21 protein-coding genes are annotated in these 16,803 nt (G+C 40.1%); 12 read left to right on the top strand and 9 right to left on the bottom strand.

Annotated elements, in window-relative coordinates; translation table 11 throughout:
• Positions 1-195 precede the first annotated feature (195 nt).
• Positions 196-903 carry a cytochrome c biogenesis protein CcdA gene (locus AC20OE_RS13960; protein ID WP_059375393.1) on the top strand — a complete coding sequence of 236 codons (708 nt, stop codon included), beginning with the start codon at positions 196-198 and terminating at the stop codon, positions 901-903.
• Positions 904-997: 94 nt separating this feature from the next.
• Positions 998-1,480: a CcdC family protein gene (locus AC20OE_RS13965; protein WP_024425136.1), complete on the top strand. Its 483-nt coding sequence runs from the start codon at positions 998-1,000 to the stop codon at positions 1,478-1,480.
• Between the two features lie 22 nt (positions 1,481-1,502).
• Here the strand turns inward: AC20OE_RS13965 and AC20OE_RS13970 are convergent, their stop codons facing one another.
• The 4 genes from AC20OE_RS13970 to sspO form a co-directional block, all read right to left on the bottom strand.
• Entirely contained in the window at positions 1,503-1,931 is a 429-nt protein-coding gene (locus AC20OE_RS13970; protein WP_024427086.1) for a DUF2621 domain-containing protein, read from the bottom strand.
• Positions 1,932-2,193: 262 nt separating this feature from the next.
• Positions 2,194-2,595, bottom strand: coding sequence for an Hsp20/alpha crystallin family protein (locus AC20OE_RS13975; protein WP_059375391.1), 402 nt, complete (start codon positions 2,593-2,595; stop codon positions 2,194-2,196).
• Between the two features lie 102 nt (positions 2,596-2,697).
• Positions 2,698-2,844, bottom strand: a complete 147-nt coding sequence (locus tag AC20OE_RS13980; protein ID WP_003211331.1) for a small acid-soluble spore protein P — start codon at positions 2,842-2,844, stop codon at positions 2,698-2,700.
• A gap of 16 nt (positions 2,845-2,860) precedes the next feature.
• Entirely contained in the window at positions 2,861-3,007 is a 147-nt protein-coding gene (gene sspO / locus AC20OE_RS13985; protein WP_039178922.1) for a small acid-soluble spore protein SspO, read from the bottom strand.
• Between the two features lie 220 nt (positions 3,008-3,227).
• Between sspO and acnA the strand changes: the two genes are divergently transcribed.
• The 7 genes from acnA to AC20OE_RS14020 all read left to right on the top strand — a co-directional run bounded on the left by acnA (position 3,228) and on the right by AC20OE_RS14020 (position 8,023).
• On the top strand, positions 3,228-5,957 hold the full coding sequence (acnA, locus tag AC20OE_RS13990) for an aconitate hydratase AcnA (protein ID WP_039178925.1): 2,730 nt from the start codon (positions 3,228-3,230) through the stop codon (positions 5,955-5,957).
• Between the two features lie 66 nt (positions 5,958-6,023).
• The gene (locus tag AC20OE_RS13995) at positions 6,024-6,527 is read left to right on the top strand and encodes a TlpA family protein disulfide reductase (RefSeq protein WP_047203113.1); all 504 of its coding nucleotides are present in this window, start codon (positions 6,024-6,026) and stop codon (positions 6,525-6,527) included.
• Positions 6,528-6,601: 74 nt separating this feature from the next.
• Positions 6,602-6,727: an FbpB family small basic protein gene (locus AC20OE_RS14000; protein WP_003211002.1), complete on the top strand. Its 126-nt coding sequence runs from the start codon at positions 6,602-6,604 to the stop codon at positions 6,725-6,727.
• A gap of 51 nt (positions 6,728-6,778) precedes the next feature.
• Positions 6,779-6,922: an acid-soluble spore protein N gene (locus AC20OE_RS14005; protein WP_008357830.1), complete on the top strand. Its 144-nt coding sequence runs from the start codon at positions 6,779-6,781 to the stop codon at positions 6,920-6,922.
• A 14-nt stretch (positions 6,923-6,936) separates the two neighbouring features.
• Complete coding sequence (gene tlp / locus AC20OE_RS14010) at positions 6,937-7,179, top strand: small acid-soluble spore protein Tlp (protein WP_099663301.1); 243 nt, start codon at positions 6,937-6,939, stop codon at positions 7,177-7,179.
• Positions 7,180-7,285: 106 nt separating this feature from the next.
• Positions 7,286-7,708 (top strand): acyl-CoA thioesterase, encoded by a 423-nt coding sequence (locus AC20OE_RS14015; protein ID WP_024425143.1) that lies wholly within the window; start codon positions 7,286-7,288, stop codon positions 7,706-7,708.
• 3 nt (positions 7,709-7,711) lie between these two features.
• A complete protein-coding gene (locus AC20OE_RS14020; RefSeq protein ID WP_059375386.1) occupies positions 7,712-8,023 on the top strand; it encodes a hypothetical protein in 312 nt (103 codons plus the stop codon).
• Between the two features lie 39 nt (positions 8,024-8,062).
• Here AC20OE_RS14020 and AC20OE_RS14025 read toward each other — a convergent pair whose 3' ends face one another.
• Positions 8,063-8,350, bottom strand: a complete 288-nt coding sequence (locus AC20OE_RS14025) for a HesB/YadR/YfhF family protein (RefSeq protein ID WP_024425145.1) — start codon at positions 8,348-8,350, stop codon at positions 8,063-8,065.
• 97 nt (positions 8,351-8,447) lie between these two features.
• Complete coding sequence (gene plsY, locus AC20OE_RS14030; RefSeq protein WP_024425146.1) at positions 8,448-9,029, bottom strand: glycerol-3-phosphate 1-O-acyltransferase PlsY; 582 nt, start codon at positions 9,027-9,029, stop codon at positions 8,448-8,450.
• A 154-nt stretch (positions 9,030-9,183) separates the two neighbouring features.
• Between plsY and AC20OE_RS14035 the strand changes: the two genes are divergently transcribed.
• From AC20OE_RS14035 to parC, 3 genes are all read left to right on the top strand, one after another.
• Positions 9,184-9,597 carry a CoA-binding protein gene (locus AC20OE_RS14035; RefSeq protein WP_059375383.1) on the top strand — a complete coding sequence of 138 codons (414 nt, stop codon included), beginning with the start codon at positions 9,184-9,186 and terminating at the stop codon, positions 9,595-9,597.
• A 417-nt stretch (positions 9,598-10,014) separates the two neighbouring features.
• Positions 10,015-11,982: a DNA topoisomerase IV subunit B gene (parE, locus tag AC20OE_RS14040; protein ID WP_039178939.1), complete on the top strand. Its 1,968-nt coding sequence runs from the start codon at positions 10,015-10,017 to the stop codon at positions 11,980-11,982.
• A gap of 2 nt (positions 11,983-11,984) precedes the next feature.
• The gene (parC, locus tag AC20OE_RS14045; RefSeq protein WP_059375377.1) at positions 11,985-14,423 is read left to right on the top strand and encodes a DNA topoisomerase IV subunit A; all 2,439 of its coding nucleotides are present in this window, start codon (positions 11,985-11,987) and stop codon (positions 14,421-14,423) included.
• A 54-nt stretch (positions 14,424-14,477) separates the two neighbouring features.
• On the opposite strand, the gene AC20OE_RS14050 is transcribed toward parC, so the two are convergent.
• The 3 genes from AC20OE_RS14050 to AC20OE_RS14060 form a co-directional block, all read right to left on the bottom strand.
• The gene (locus AC20OE_RS14050) at positions 14,478-14,603 is read right to left on the bottom strand and encodes a hypothetical protein (RefSeq protein WP_254966705.1); all 126 of its coding nucleotides are present in this window, start codon (positions 14,601-14,603) and stop codon (positions 14,478-14,480) included.
• 43 nt (positions 14,604-14,646) lie between these two features.
• Positions 14,647-14,982, bottom strand: a complete 336-nt coding sequence (locus AC20OE_RS14055) for a hypothetical protein (protein ID WP_039178946.1) — start codon at positions 14,980-14,982, stop codon at positions 14,647-14,649.
• A gap of 194 nt (positions 14,983-15,176) precedes the next feature.
• Positions 15,177-16,349 (bottom strand): MFS transporter, encoded by a 1,173-nt coding sequence (locus AC20OE_RS14060; RefSeq protein WP_372555868.1) that lies wholly within the window; start codon positions 16,347-16,349, stop codon positions 15,177-15,179.
• Positions 16,350-16,803: the final 454 nt, after the last annotated feature.

Genomic DNA, 16,803 nt, shown 5'->3' on the forward strand with positions numbered 1-16,803 from the left:
AATCTTGATAAAAAGAATCGATTCTATTATATCCATTTTAAGGTTTATTTTCAAATTTAAAGGATTCATTATCTTGATGTCAAATTAAATTATATAAGGTTTTAAGAGAATAGACCATCTTTATTGAGGTGATGTAAAAAAAATGAAATGATTTTGTCATCTCTTATTGTATATTTGTAAGAAGGGGGTGTTCTTTTGACAGATTTGAATTACTTTTTAGCATTTGGAGCAGGATTTCTTTCTTTTATTTCACCGTGCTGTCTTCCGCTTTATCCAGCGTTTTTATCGTATATTACGGGCGTTAGTATAGATGAAGTGAAATCTGAGAAGGTGATGCTGAGAAGAAGAAGTCTTCTTCATACTTTATTCTTTTTAGTTGGTTTCTCTATTATATTTATTGCGATTGGGTTTGGGACATCGTTTGTCGGGAAGTTTTTTAATGATTATCATCAAGCGATTCGTCAAATTGGAGCCATCCTTATTATTTTCTTTGGTTTTATGACTCTTGGCGTATTCAAGCCCTCTTTCCTCATGGGCGAAAAGAGAATACAGTTCAAAAATCGTCCTGCTGGTTTTTTTGGATCCATTCTCATCGGAATGGGCTTTGCCGCTGGATGGACACCTTGTACTGGACCTATTTTATCCGCTGTCATCACACTGGCGAGTAACAATCCTGAGTCGGCTGTCATGTATATGATTGCGTATATATTTGGATTTGCCGTCCCGTTTTTTATTCTCTCCTTTTTCATTACGAAAATGGGGTGGATCAGAAAGCGCCAGCAGCTCATCATGCGAGTGGGCGGGTTTATCATGATTGTGGTAGGGATTTTGCTGTTCTTTGATCTTCTGACATGGATTATCATTATGTTTTCATCATTGTTTGGCGGTTTTACAGGCTTTTGAAATCGTTTTCTACAGTCGCGGCGAATGGTTTTTTTTCGTCAATTGGAGTATATTATACATAGGCTGACCTTAAAGAATAAAGGAATGATTTGATATGATGATCTTGATCTCTTCTATAATTGCGGTATGTATGGCGGTGGCCGTCATGTTTATTCGCATTAAGTCATCTGCAAAACCTGCAACGGCGAAAAAAATTATTTTACCTCCTATTTTCATGAGCACTGGTGCACTGATGTTTTTTGTTCCAATGTTTCGGGTAACTGGAGCTGAATTTCTAGAAGCGATCACAGTGGGGATGTTTTTCTCTATATTTTTAATTAAAACATCGAAGTTTGAAATTAGAGGCAATGACATTTACTTAAAGCGGTCAAAAGCATTTGTGTTTATTCTCATTGGACTTCTTGTCCTTCGTATCGGGATGAAGACCATCCTAAGTTCTTCTATTGATTATGGCTCATTAAGCGGGATGTTTTGGATTCTTGCCTTTGGCATGATCGTGCCTTGGCGGGTTGCCATGTATTTGTCGTTTAGAAAGCTGTCTAAACAATTAGATCCGCAGCAGATTCAAATGAATTAAACCTCCTTTTTAAAAAAGGAGGTTATTTTAATAACGATTCATATGGCGAGTGATCAATGTTTTTTTCTTGAAGGCGCTTTAATAAAAATTTATGATCCCGCTTTGGTGTAGCCATAATGTAGCCGCGAATGATTAAGTCTAGATTAATGCTGGCAGCCTGTTCTTTTAATGCCAGCTCACCAATTTTACCCGCAATTTTTTCTTTGGCAACATCTCTAAACAACTCTGGAACTGGTAATACGAGTTCATTTAACAATTGTTTGTCCTCATCCCGCCATAGGTGAAGGCTCTTTTGAATATATTCATCCTGCCAATCAAGCTCTGATTTCCCATCTTCCTTTGGCAATCGTTTTAAAAATTTGCGAAACATAAAAAAGCCACCGATTGCGAGTAATCCGATCATCACTGTACCCCAAAATAAAATGAACCACAAAAACCAGCCGCTTAACATGTTCTCACTCCTTATACCCCTTATCTCTCTATTTTATATTACATGAAGAGAGGATAGAAGAAAATAACAAAAATGTATGTCTATTATCTCTATAAACGCCCTTTTTCATTAATAGCCGCCCATTTACTAGAATGACCCAAACCTATTAGTAGAAATAGAATACATTATCATATAGCGACTCTACTATTTGGCCATGGTGGTTCGCAAAAGGTATTGACTTGAAACGAACGGGAAGAGAGCCCACCTATATGAAGGTGGGCTCTTAATGTTTGAAGTGGGGGATTTGAAAGGAAAATGCACCGCTTGGATGATCGGAACATTTTTTAATTTTTATCGATATGATTTGGTTTTCATAATCTGTTGCAATGTCTTTGTCGTTTAAATAAAAAGGAAGCATCACGCTTTTTTCAACTGGCTGTTCGCCTTCACCTTTTGGCTTTTGTACTGTGTAAGTCAACGTCAGCTCATGTCCAGCGAAGGTCAGCTTTACATCAGTGATCGATAAGGTGGAGACATCGATTTCGATAATATAATCACGGCTTGTTTCATAAAGATCAATTGGGAGGTGTTCATCATACCAGGCAAATGGATCATCCATTAAAACATTGAGCCAATCATCTATTTCAAGGAAATCAGAGGAATTCGATTGCTTTTCATTCTCCATAAACACTCCTCCATCACATCTCATAATAAATCATATGATGAAAATGGAAATGTGTGAAAGACCTAAAACATCCCGTGTGGTCACGGGATGAGAGGGGAATGATTACATATCATGATGAGAATTGTGCTTTTGTCTTGTATGGTTGCGGTTTTTCACTTTTTTACTGCCTGATAACGGCTCAGGCTGACCGCCTTGATGCTCCTTAGGAGAGTTTTGACGGATGTCTTTCCCTGTGTTTTTATTCGTCATGATGTTTGGCTCCTTCTTATTGATTCTTTTTGCGTTTTTTATTGTTTTGTCTTTGTTCTTCTGTTAAAACGAGTTGATCATCTTCCGTATAGCCTGCGCCATTACCTTGGCTTTTGGCTGCGTTCATGCCGTCAATGACATGATTTGCTTTGCGTTTTGTCATGTTCTTTCACCTCATTTGTAGTATGAACCCGCTGCGCTTCGTTTATGAAGAGTAATCATTTCCTAATGATAAGTTAAACTTATTGAATTTAATAAAAGCATTGTTATTTACTTATGTATGAATTTGTTTTAAGATGAAATTGTGAGAAAATTGTGGTGAAATACGACGATTTTTCTGAGAATTGAAATTGATCTTGATCATCAAAAGGGGGATTTTGGACATGTCGAAACAGCAGCAAGTCGCTAAACAAGACGCTTTTCAATCTAGAAAAACGTTTTCGACAAATGGGAAAACGTATCACTATTATTCGTTAGAAGCACTAGAGAAACAAGGAATCGGAAATGTTTCTAAGCTGCCTTATTCCATTAAGGTACTTTTAGAATCAGTGCTTCGCCAAGTAGACGGTAGAGTGATCAAGAAGGAACACGTTGAGAACTTGGCAAAATGGGGAACTGCCGAGGTAAAAGAAATTGATGTTCCATTTAAACCTTCTCGTGTTATTTTACAAGACTTCACGGGTGTACCAGCCGTCGTTGACCTTGCTTCTTTAAGAAAAGCAATGGCAGATGTGGGCGGGGATCCGGATAAAATTAACCCTGAAATTCCAGTTGACCTTGTTATTGACCACTCAGTACAAGTTGATAAAGCTGGAACTGAAGATGCATTAAACATTAACATGGATTTAGAATTCGAACGTAACGCAGAGCGTTATAACTTCCTTAGCTGGGCAAAGAAAGCGTTTAACAACTACCAAGCTGTTCCGCCTGCAACAGGAATTGTTCACCAAGTGAACTTAGAGTATCTTGCAAGTGTTGTTCATGCAATTGAAGAAGATGGCGAGATCATCACTTACCCAGATACATTAGTTGGAACTGACTCTCATACAACGATGATTAACGGTATCGGTGTACTTGGATGGGGCGTTGGCGGTATCGAAGCGGAAGCTGGTATGCTTGGTCAGCCTTCATACTTCCCAGTACCAGAAGTTATTGGTGCTAAATTAGTTGGAGAGCTTCCAAACGGAACGACTGCAACTGACCTTGCATTAAAAGTCACACAAGTCCTTCGTGAAAAAGGCGTAGTGAACAAGTTCGTTGAGTTCTTCGGACCTGGTGTTGCACAATTGCCGCTAGCAGATCGTGCAACAATTGCGAACATGGCGCCAGAATACGGTGCTACTTGTGGATTCTTCCCAGTAGATGAAGAAGCGCTTGCTTACCTTCGCCTTACTGGACGTGATGAAGAGCAAATTAATATCGTTGAAGAATATTCTCGTGCAAATGGCTTATTCTATACGCCAGATGCAGAAGAACCAATTTTTACTGATGTTGTGGAAATTGATCTTTCTAAAATTGAGTCAAACTTATCTGGTCCTAAACGTCCACAAGATTTGATTCCACTTTCTCAAATGAAAGAGACGTTCCATAAACACATCGAAAGCCCAGCTGGTAACCAAGGGTTTGGCTTAGATAAATCAGAGCTTGATAAACAAATCGAATTTGATCTTGCAAACGGTGAAAAAGCTGTGATGAAGACAGGTGCGATTGCGATTGCAGCGATTACGAGCTGTACGAATACATCGAACCCATACGTGTTAATCGGAGCAGGTCTTGTTGCGAAGAAAGCAAGTGAGCTCGGTATGAAAGTGCCAAACTACGTGAAAACGTCACTAGCACCAGGTTCTAAAGTTGTAACAGGATACCTTGTGAATTCAGGACTTCTTCCATATTTAAGAGACCTCGGATTTAACATTGTAGGGTATGGCTGTACAACTTGTATCGGAAACTCAGGACCGCTTGAGAAAGAAATTGAAGATGCTGTCTCTGAAAATGATCTGCTGATCACTTCTGTTTTATCAGGTAACCGTAACTTTGAAGGTCGTATCCATCCGCTTGTGAAAGGAAACTACCTTGCATCTCCACCATTAGTTGTGGCTTATGCACTTGCTGGTACGGTGAATATTGATTTAACAAAAGATCCTATCGGTGTCGATAAAAATGGCGAAAACGTTTATTTCAATGACATTTGGCCATCAATGGACGAAATCAACAGCGTCGTTAAAAGCACTGTCACACCTGAGCTATTCCGTTCAGAGTATGAAACTGTTTTTGACAACAATGACCGCTGGAATGAAATTAAAACGACGGATGATGCATTGTACAAATGGGATGAAAATTCCACATACATTGATAACCCGCCATTCTTTGAAAACCTATCAGTTGAACCTGGTAAAGTTGAACCGCTTAAAGGCTTACGCGTAGTTGCGAAGTTCGGTGACTCTGTTACAACTGATCATATTTCTCCTGCTGGAGCGATTGGTAAGGACACACCTGCGGGCAAATACTTGCAAGAAAGAGGCGTGTCGCCTAGAGACTTTAACTCATATGGATCTCGCCGTGGTAACCACCATGTCATGATGAGAGGTACTTTCGCAAACATCCGTATTAAGAACCAAATTGCACCAGGAACAGAAGGCGGTTATACAACTTACTGGCCAACTGGTGAAGTGACATCCATTTATGATGCATGCATGCGCTATAAAGAAGATGGAACAGGTCTTGCGATCTTAGCAGGTAAAGACTACGGAATGGGTTCTTCACGTGACTGGGCTGCAAAAGGAACAAACCTTCTTGGAATTAAATTTGTTCTAGCTGAAAGCTTTGAGCGTATCCACAGAAGTAACCTTGTCTTCATGGGCGTACTTCCTTTGCAGTTTAAAGACGGAGAAAGTGCAGAAACTCATGGTCTAACAGGAACAGAAACATTTGAAGTTCATGTTGACGAAACAGTTCGTCCGCGTGATCTCGTCACTGTGAAAGCAATTGACACAGATGGCAACGAGAAAACATTTGAAGTGGTCGTTCGTTTTGACAGTGAAGTTGAAATTGACTACTATCGTCATGGCGGTATCCTTCAAATGGTACTTCGCGAAAAATTGGCAAGCAACTAATACAGCAAAGAAGAGAAGGCGATTCAACAGCTTTCTCTTCTTTTTTAAAATAGTGGAGGATCAATCATGTGGAAAAAAGGAATGGCAAGCGCTGTTTTACTTGTGTTGATTGGTTTACTTGCGTGGAATTTATTTGGGCCAAAAGAGCCCGCAATCGGTCTTGAAAAAGGGGATCAAGCCCCTGATTTCGAACTAAAAACCCTTGATGGCAAAACCGCCTCGTTATCTGATTACCGAGGGAAAAAGGTGCTCGTCAATTTCTGGGCGACATGGTGTAAGCCGTGCAGGACAGAAATGCCGGATCTAGACGCAATCAGGAGTGAAAATGACCAAGTTGAAGTACTAGCGGTGAATTTGACGACCACTGAAAAGAGTGTGGATCATGTGGCAGCATTCACAAAAGAATTAAAGCTGAGCTTTCCTGTTTTATTGGACCAAAAAGGCATTCAAGCAAGATATCAGGTTCTTTCATACCCAACGACCTACATATTAGATGAAAAAGGACGCATCATGTCTGTGAAGCATCAAATGCTGACAAAAAAAGAAATTGAAAAAGAGCTGGATCTATAATGATTCAGCTCTTTTTGCTTATTTTCCAAATGTTTTGGCGAAAATGTAACCATACATATATGGAGGTGAGTGGAATGAGAAGAAGAAAACGACGCACATTTGAAGAGCTTGTGCTTGAAAATAAAAAAGAATTATTAAGCAATGAGGAATTTTTAAACCAGCTTGAAGAAAAGTTGGAAGAACGATTTAGACAAAAATAAGTCATGAATTATCCGTTTTCGTTCATCCTAAAGAAGAGGGAGGGATGAATAATGGGTAGAGAGCATGATAAACAAGCGCAGTTTACGCCAGACCATTTAGGGACAAAACCTGTAGCATACAAACGGAATAAAGGTAAAAAGATGCATAATAAATCAAATGAACAGCCAGATGTGATACAGACAAAGGGCGAATAAGGAGGGGAATCATCATGAATAACGAGTCATATCAATCCAATCCAGATGATCGATCTGATAATGTTGAAAAGCTGCAAGATATGATCGAGAACACACTTGACAATATCGATGAATCTGAAGCAGCGATGTCCGTTTCGACTGAGACAGAAAAGCAAATAATCAAACAAAAAAACGAAAACCGCAAAATGAGTATTGACGCGATGCGTTCTGAGATAAAGGACGAAGAAGCAGCAAGAAAGAATGGCTATACTGAATAAACCAGGGATTCCTGGTTTATTTTATTGCCTCTTTTTAGAAGAACCATTTGGAATGTGGTAAAATGGCAGAGACAGACCTTAGGTTTTGATAGGAGAGCGATGAAACGTGTATGTATCCAAAAAAGAAATAGAAGTCCGTTATGCAGAAACAGATCAAATGGGCATCGTATATCATGCCAATTATTTAATCTGGATGGAAGTCGGCAGAACAGCATTGATTAAAGAATTAGGGTTTTCCTATGCGCAGCTAGAAGCAGACGGTGCTCTTGCACCTGTTATAGACTTGCAGGTTCAATATAAAAAACCATTGCTGTATGGTGAAACAGCAACCGTTCATACATGGATTGAAGAATATAATGGTGTCAAAACGGTGTATGGCTATGAAATTCAAAAACCTGATGGACAAACAGCGATTACAGGGACAACCTCACATATTTGTGTAGATAAAGACACCTTTAGACCTATTCAATTTAGAAAAGCCTTTCCTGCTTGGCATAAAGTATATGAACAGTCGAAGAAGCAGGTTTAATTTATGGCTTTTGGTATTAAACGAAGCGATTTAAACGCTTGGAAAACAGCTGTCCAGGAAGGAAAAGTTGCTTTTTTAACACACTACTGGCTCGATGACCGTTTTCCAAATGCCAATACCGTCACAAAAGCAGCCTGTCAGGATATGAAGCGTTTAGTTGAGTGGGGAGAAAGACATGGACTAAAAAAAGAATGGATTCATGACCGCGAAGGGTTTCCTCATTTTGACTTGATCGGTGAGCCGCAAAAAAGAATTCTGCAAAAGGAACGGTCTTTAGGAAACATTCAAGAGTATGGGCTGTATATTGAGATTTAAAACAAAAAAGATACCCGAGGGATGAGGTATCTTTTTTGTTTATTCATAATGAAATTCTGGTTCTTTCACGGACTCGTTATAATCAATATGCAGATCATGGTTGTCAAAGTACCAAATATCACTTTCCTCAATAAAGAAAGTAATACCTTCTATTTCAGCAGTTGCGCCGGCATTTTGAGGTTCATCTTTTGCGACGCCGAGAGAAAAGCCTTTTTGAACATTACTGCACCCGCCATATCTCACAAAAAAGCGAACTTGATCACCTTTTTCTAAATCTAATTCATCCTTGTACCAATTGAGTGCATCTTCTTTTATTGTTAATTTCAATGTGATCGCCCCTTTTTGAAGTCATGCTGTTTTTAAAATGCAGGATGCAAAAACAGCTTTTCTTTACTTTTACCACATATTTAAATGGATGAAACGGCTAGAGCCATTTGATTTTCGGTTCAGTTTTGTTGAGAATTCGTTTGAGGTTGGCGATGTGTCTGTAGATCACAAAGCCAGCAAGAACGGCAACAACAATGATTAAGAATAGGTCTTTGGTGAATATGCTGTAAATGAATGTATAGATCCCGGTCAGCATTGATGATAGTGAAACATATTTACTAATGTATAAAAATAAGAAAAAAGCAGCGATCATCGTGATAAATAGGAATGGGGCATAAAATAGCAGTACACCGCCTGATGTAGCGACTGCTTTTCCCCCTTTAAATTTTGCAAAGACAGGAAAGCTGTGACCGATAACAGCAGCAACTCCTGCTAATAAGGGATGGATGTCCAGCTGCATGAAAAACGGTAAAGCTGAAGCAAGCGTCCCTTTTAGGATATCAGCAGTAATCACAATAGACCCTGCTTTTACGCCAAGTGTACGAAATGCATTCGTCGCACCTAGGTTTCCGCTGCCATGTTCACGGATATCGATACCCTTTGCAGCTTTCCCGACAATGAGACCGGATGGAATACTGCCGAGAAGATAAGCCAAAATAAACATCAAAGCAATTAACATCTGCATAACTCCTTTATATTCTCCCTCTTGTCTTACATTTTAACATGATCTTGTGAAAAACATGGGGAACTTTTTTTGAAAAAATCCAAAGCAGATGGATTCAGCTTTGTTTTTAAGCAGAAATTCGCTAAAATAGAGGAAAAGGAGTGTCTTGATGAACAATCCTACGAAAGAAGAAATCGGCCGTATATTAAAGAGCAGTAAACGAATTGCTGTTGTTGGATTATCAGATCAGCCGCACCGGACGTCTTATATGGTGTCTAAAGCGATGCAGGATGCCGGGTATGAGATTATCCCAGTGAATCCAACGATCGATGAAGCACTCGGTGTGAAAGCAGTCGCTTCTTTAAAAGACTTAAAAGAGCCTGTTGATATCGTCAATGTCTTTAGACGTTCAGAGTTTTTGCCAGAGGTGGCAGAAGAGTTTCTCCAAATAGACGCACCTGTTTTTTGGGCGCAGCAAGGCATATATCACGATGAAGCGAAAAGGCTGATTGAGGAAAATGGCAAGGTCGCCATCATGGATTTATGTATCAAGGTGGCTCATGCGTTGACAAAAACTCATTAATTCGTCAAAAATCCTTGGTTTTTCAAGGATTTTTGCTTTTTTGTTGCAGAAATATATTTGCGATTCTTGAAGAAAGCGATAAAATAAGGCGACAGGGACATATCGGCGGCCTTGCATATCAAGAAAAAGAGCGATAAGATAAATGTAGAACATTTGTTCTGTTTTACTAAAACCATCATATGATTGCATTTGGCTTATGAAACAGTCTTGTTTATAATGGACTTCTAGTTCTGATTGCAGAATGTAGAATGATTCTCATAGCTGTGCAAAAGAGCATGTATTGGTGAATCCCACATGCATGGTGATGATGCAGCTTATTAAAGTGGACAGTAATGAGCAGCATGATCATCATTAAAATCTAGAGAGGTCATTTGATGATTAGCCGGTTATGTTTGTTAGTGAAAGGGGATTAAGCATTTGGTTAAAAAGCAGCAAGTAGATTATAACGATGATTCTATTCAGGTGCTAGAGGGGCTTGAAGCGGTCCGTAAACGTCCAGGGATGTATATTGGATCTACGGATTCCCGCGGTCTTCATCACCTTGTCTATGAGATTGTAGACAACTCTGTCGATGAAGTGCTCGCTGGCCATGGAGATCATATCATTGTCAAAATACATAAAGATAACAGCATTTCCGTCCAAGATAAAGGGCGAGGAATGCCTACTGGTATGCATAAGCTTGGAAAACCGACACCTGAGATCATTTTAACGGTCCTGCACGCAGGCGGAAAATTTGGTCAAGGTGGATATAAAACAAGTGGTGGACTTCACGGAGTTGGGGCATCGGTTGTGAACGCGCTGTCAGAATGGCTTACTGTCACAATTGAACGGGACGGATTTATTTATCATCAGCGCTTTGAAAACGGCGGTAAACCTGTCACATCACTTGAAAAAGTCGGAAAATCGAAAAAAACGGGAACACTAATTCATTTTAAGCCGGACCCAACCATGTTCAGTGTTACGACCTATAATTTCGATACATTATCAGAACGTTTAAGAGAATCTGCCTTTTTATTAAAAGGGTTAAAAATAGAGCTGATCGATGAACGGCATGATGTACAAGAGACGTTTTATTATGAGACAGGCATTGAAGCCTTTGTTGCTTATCTAAATGAAGAAAAAGATGTTCTAAGTGAAGTCGTCTCATTTGAAGGAGAGCATCAGTCCATTGAAGTAGATTTTGCTTTTCAATTTAATGATGGCTACTCGGAGAATATCCTTTCCTTTGTCAATAACGTCAGAACAAAAGATGGCGGAACACATGAGTCTGGCGCCAAAACGGCCATGACGAGAGCCTTTAACGAATATGCACGTAAAGTGGCCCTTTTAAAAGAAAAAGACAAAAATTTAGAAGGCACTGATATTCGCGAAGGACTATCTGCTATTATTTCTGTCAGAATTCCTGAAGAGCTGCTTCAATTTGAAGGACAGACAAAAGGAAAGCTTGGGACAAGTGAGGCTCGTTCAGCTGTTGATGCTGTTATTTCTGAAAAACTTGCGTATTTTCTTGAAGAAAACCGGGAAACAGCCACTCTTCTTGTGAAAAAAGCGATTAAAGCGCAGCAGGCAAGAGAAGCTGCTAGAAAAGCCCGTGAAGAAGCGAGGAGCGGCAAGAAACGTAAAAAATCTGAAGCAACGCTGAGCGGAAAATTAACACCAGCCCAATCTAGAAACCCAGCAAGAAATGAACTATATCTAGTAGAGGGTGACTCAGCGGGCGGGTCAGCTAAACAGGGACGTGACCGTAAATTCCAAGCGGTGCTGCCGTTGCGCGGAAAGGTCATCAATACTGAAAAAGCAAAGCTTGCTGATATTTTCAAAAACGAAGAAATCAACACCATTATTCATGCAATTGGTGGAGGCGTCGGTGTCGATTTTAATGTGGAAGACATCAATTATGACAAAATCGTCATCATGACAGATGCGGATACGGATGGAGCGCATATTCAAGTGCTTCTCTTAACATTCTTCTACCGCTATATGAAGCCGCTGATTGAGCATGGCAAAGTGTTTATTGCACTTCCGCCTTTATATAAAGTCAGCAAAGGCTCAGGGAAAAAAGAGATTATTGAGTACGCATGGTCTGATGAAGAAATGGATGACGTACTGAAGAAAGTTGGAAAAGGGTACACGATTCAGCGCTACAAAGGGTTAGGTGAAATGAATGCCGACCAGCTATGGGAAACGACAATGAATCCAGAATCGAGAACACTTGTCAGGGTCAAAATTGATGATGCTGCACGTGTGGAACGCCGCGTCACAACTCTAATGGGTGACAAAGTAGAACCACGCCGTAAATGGATTGAAAAGAATGTCGCCTTTGGACTTGATGAGGAAAGCAACATTCTTGAAAATGAAAACTTGTCGCTAGCTGAGGAGGTTTAAACATGGCACAACAAGAACGATTTCATGATTTACCATTAGAAGAAGTAATCGGCGACCGGTTTGGGCGCTATAGTAAATATATTATCCAAGACCGTGCGCTTCCAGATGCACGTGATGGTCTAAAACCCGTACAACGAAGAATTTTATATGCGATGTACGCAGAAGGAAATACGCAGGATAAAAACTTCCGTAAAGCCGCTAAAACAGTCGGTAACGTGATTGGTAACTACCATCCGCACGGGGACTCATCTGTTTATGAAGCGATGGTAAGAATGAGTCAGGAATGGAAAGTACGAAATGTGCTGATTGAGATGCACGGAAATAACGGGAGTATTGATGGAGATCCGCCTGCTGCCATGCGTTATACGGAAGCAAGACTGTCTGCCATTGCTTCAGAGCTTTTAAAGGACCTAGACAAGGAAACGGTCGAATTTGTTGCAAACTTTGATGATACAAGCAAAGAGCCAGTTGTATTACCAGCAATGTTCCCAAACCTTCTCGTGAATGGATCAACAGGGATTTCAGCTGGTTATGCGACAGATATCCCACCGCATCACCTTGGAGAGGTCATTGATGGCGTCATTAAGCGAATTGAACAGCCGCATTGTACGGTTGAGGATTTAATGACAGTCATCAAAGGGCCGGATTTCCCAACGGGCGGTATCATTCAAGGTGTAGACGGTATTAAGAAAGCGTATGAAACAGGAAAAGGGAAGATCATGATTCGCGGAAAAGCGGAGATTGAAACCATCCGCGGCGGACGCCAGCAAATCGTAATCACAGAAATTCCTTACGAAGTGAATAAAGCCAACCTTGTCAAAAAGATGGACGAGTTCCGAATTGAGAGAAAAGTAGAAGGTATTTCAGAGGTCCGAGATGAAACAGACCGTACTGGGCTTCGAATCGTAGTAGAGCTGAAAAAAGAAGCAGATGCAAATGGTGTGCTGAATTTCTTATATAAAAACTCAGATCTGCAAATCCCATACAACTTTAATATGGTAGCGATACATAATCGAAGACCGACCTTAATGACGCTCACAACTGTACTAGATGCGTATATTGCCCATCAAAAGGAAGTGGTGACGAACCGCTCAGCGTACGAGCTTCGAAAAGCGAAGGAACGCCACCATATTGTCGACGGCTTAATTAAGGCACTTTCTATCTTAGATGAAGTCATTGCCACAATCCGCTCCTCTAATGATAAGCGAGATGCCAAGAACAACTTGATGGCGAAATATGATTTTACAGAAGCACAATCAGAAGCGATTGTTTCACTCCAGTTATATCGTTTAACGAATACAGATATTACGCAATTAAGAGACGAAGCAAGAGAGCTTGATGTGCGCATCGCAGAGCTTGAAGACATTTTAGCGAACGAGAAAAAGCTACTGAAGGTCATTACAAACAGCCTGAAAAAGCTCAAAAAGACATATGCTGATGAGAGAAGATCCGTGATTGAGGAAAAAATCGAAGAAATTAAGATTAACCTTGAAGTGATGATCGCATCAGAGGATGTTTACGTGACAGTCACGAAAGATGGTTACATTAAACGAACAAGCCAGCGCTCTTATGCTGCCTCTAACGGTAAAGACTTTGGCATGAAAGATACTGACCGTTTGATTCATCAGTTTGAAATGAATACAACGGATGTTCTTCTGCTGTTTACGAATAAAGGAAGCTACATTTATTGTCCTGTTCACCAGCTGCCAGATATACGCTGGAAAGACATGGGGCAGCATATTACAAACATCATTTCAATTGATCGCGAGGAATCAATCCAAAAAGCCATTCCAATAAAAGAATTTGATGAAACGTCATATCTTTTATTCTTTACGAAAGGTGGAATGGTGAAGAAAACAGAGCTTCTTCAATATAAAGCGCAGCGATATTCGAAACCGCTTGTCGCCTTGAATCTAAAAGGTGACGATGAACTCGTTGATGTTCATGTCACAACAGGACAGCAGGAATTGTTTATTGCAACGAAAAATGGTTACGGTTTATGGTTTGATGAAGAAGAAGTAAGTGTTGTTGGACCGAGAGCGGCAGGTGTCAAAGGAATCAACTTGAAGGAAGGGGACGAGGTAGTCTCTGGCCAGATCATTGATCCGAAGAACGATGTCCTTGTGCTCACAACACAAAGAGGGGCTGTAAAGCGAATGAACCTCTCTGAATTTGATAAAACATCAAGAGCGAAACGCGGAGTTCTTATGCTGAGAGAGTTAAAGAAAAACCCGCACCGTATTGTGGCTGTGATCGCTGCAGCGCTGCACGATACACTTGAGATAGATACCGAAAAAGGCACAACGATTCCACTAGATATTTCTACTTTAAGAGCGAATGACCGCTATAGCAATGGGTCATTTATTGTAGATGAGGAAGAGCAGGGAGAAGTGACTCATGTCCTTCTGACTCCTGAACGTGCACCAGATGACAATAAATAAGCAAACGAAAACCCCCTGCGATTGGCAGGGGGTTTCTTTTTATATACAGGTCAATTAGCTCTCGTGGTTGCCAAACATGCTTGTAATGGCATGAACTACTTCAATTCCTTGGTAAACGAAAAGAGAAAGTGAAGTGACAGAGAATAGACCTAGAATGAAAATTCTTAAGAAAAATAACATCGTGTAAAACCTCCCAATTTTTGTTTTGATTTAGATGGTTGGGTTAAACACGAGCTTGTCGGAAATAAGAAGATTGATAGAACACTGCAAGTAAATGCTTCTTTTTCCGGTCAAATCGATCAGTATGAGTGATGCGCGCAAATCCAGCTGTCATACTGCCAATAATCAGCAGTGCTGTAAATGCGGCAAATACTGCGCTCACATGTTTTTGTTTCTTTTCATCGCCCATTGTCTGGACGATTTTCATTTCATGTGATTCTTGATCGGCAACCACCTTCGCATGATGGTATACCTGAACGGAATGAGGCATTGAGAACAAATGAAAACTTGCAAGTGCTATGCACAAAACACCTAATTTTAATAGCATATTTTTTTTCATTTTTCTCACCCCTTCCTGGTTATTTTCATGATCTTACCACGTTTTCAGTTATTTGAAAAGTCTTATTTTTTTACTTTCCCTCTTTAAAAAAACGATAAACATCAGGACATCTATAGGACTGTTTCACTTCATGAAAGGTTTCAATTTTATTTTTTAAATTTAAAAAAAGTGCCATGATCAAGGATCAGACACGTTTAGTGTGCTTGTAATGAATGTGGTTTTGCTACAGCTTTAGTAAAGATTCCTGCAATACATATGGCAAATAGAACAAAGATAAAGGCATGAAGCAGTCCAACTTGATTAGCAAGCAGCCCTAAAATAGGAGGGCCGGAAAGAGAGGCTGTGTAACCTGATAAGGTCACAATACTGACGCGTTTGACAGCGTACCGGCTATCATCGCCAGCTGCAGAAATGGTCAGCGGAAAGCCTAAAGAAGCGCCAAGTCCCCATAAAAAGATCGATATCATACATACAACAAGTGAAATCTTTAAAATGACTAAGAATAGTCCGGCAGCTGCTGATAAAATGGCCACTCTTAGCAATAACACTCTGCCAAAGCGATCAATCAATCGTCCGCTGATCAGTCTGCCGCTAATCATGCCGCACAAAAACAAAGCATAGATGACCGTACTCATGGAATGTGAAACTTGATAGCCATCCACCATTGCAAGTGGAATCCAATCATTGGCCGAGCCTTCGACAAACGCAAGACATAAGGCGATCATCGCAAGAGATATCGTTCGTTTGTTCAGCCATGCCGTTTGAGTAGGCTCAACTGTATCTGACTGCATCTCATGCTGATCTTTTCCTGTCCCATGCGGGATAAACCGTGTACAAATCAATATGCTGAGGAAGAATAGAAGGGCAATAGCGAGAAGGTGTATCAATACAGAAACCCCTAGATGGATAAAAAGAATACCAGCACCTGCTCCAATTAACGTCCCAATGCTAAAGGAAGCGTGCAATATAGGCAGAATGGTTTTCTTGATGCTGTACTCAATCTCTGTTCCTTCTAAGTTCATCGCTACATTACACATGCCAGAGCCTGCTCCAAAAAGAAAAAGACCAGAAGTGACGACAAAGATAGAAGAGAGCGTTGAACCAATGGCAAGAGTAGTGAATCCAAGGAACATCAAAAAAGCACTGATCACAATCGCCACTCGACCGCCTTTTTTGCGGACGAATACATTTGAAAGAACAAGCCCAACAATTGAGCCAACAGATAAACCGAGTAAAATAAGTCCCATTGTTCCTGTGTTTGCTTGTAATAAATCTCTAACTTCCGGTGTCCGTGAAAACCATGTAGAAATGGAGATTCCAGACATCGTAAAGATCACAATAATTGCTTTATACCACTTTAATTCCATCTAATCCCTCACATTTAAAGATATATATGTTATTAAACAAATCTACTCGATTATAAATGAGACTTGCTGATTCGTAAATAACAGGAGGGAGGAACGTAATGAAAAAATGTTAGTCAAAAGAAATTTCTTTTGGTGAGAGGTGAAATTGATGGATACAATGATTAATGAGCATGTTTCAAGTGTAATGTTGGACTAGATGTTTTGACATATTAGAACGAAAAAAGCATTGATTTGGTAAACACACAATCGAACATCAACTGGAGCTATAATGAACGCTTGATACAAAGCTCATAGCATCTGGCGTTGTTGTGACAAAAACGTTGCAGCGAAATGTTTATGGCCATGAAATCGTCAGAATATCATCAAAGCATTTAGATGAATCAATTTAAAATTGATTTTTTCTTTTTTGTCTCAATAAGATAAGTATACTTAGTTTTGAGACAAAGGAAATTCG

The sequence above is a fragment of the Bacillus sp. SRI_025 genome (assembly GCF_057592095.1).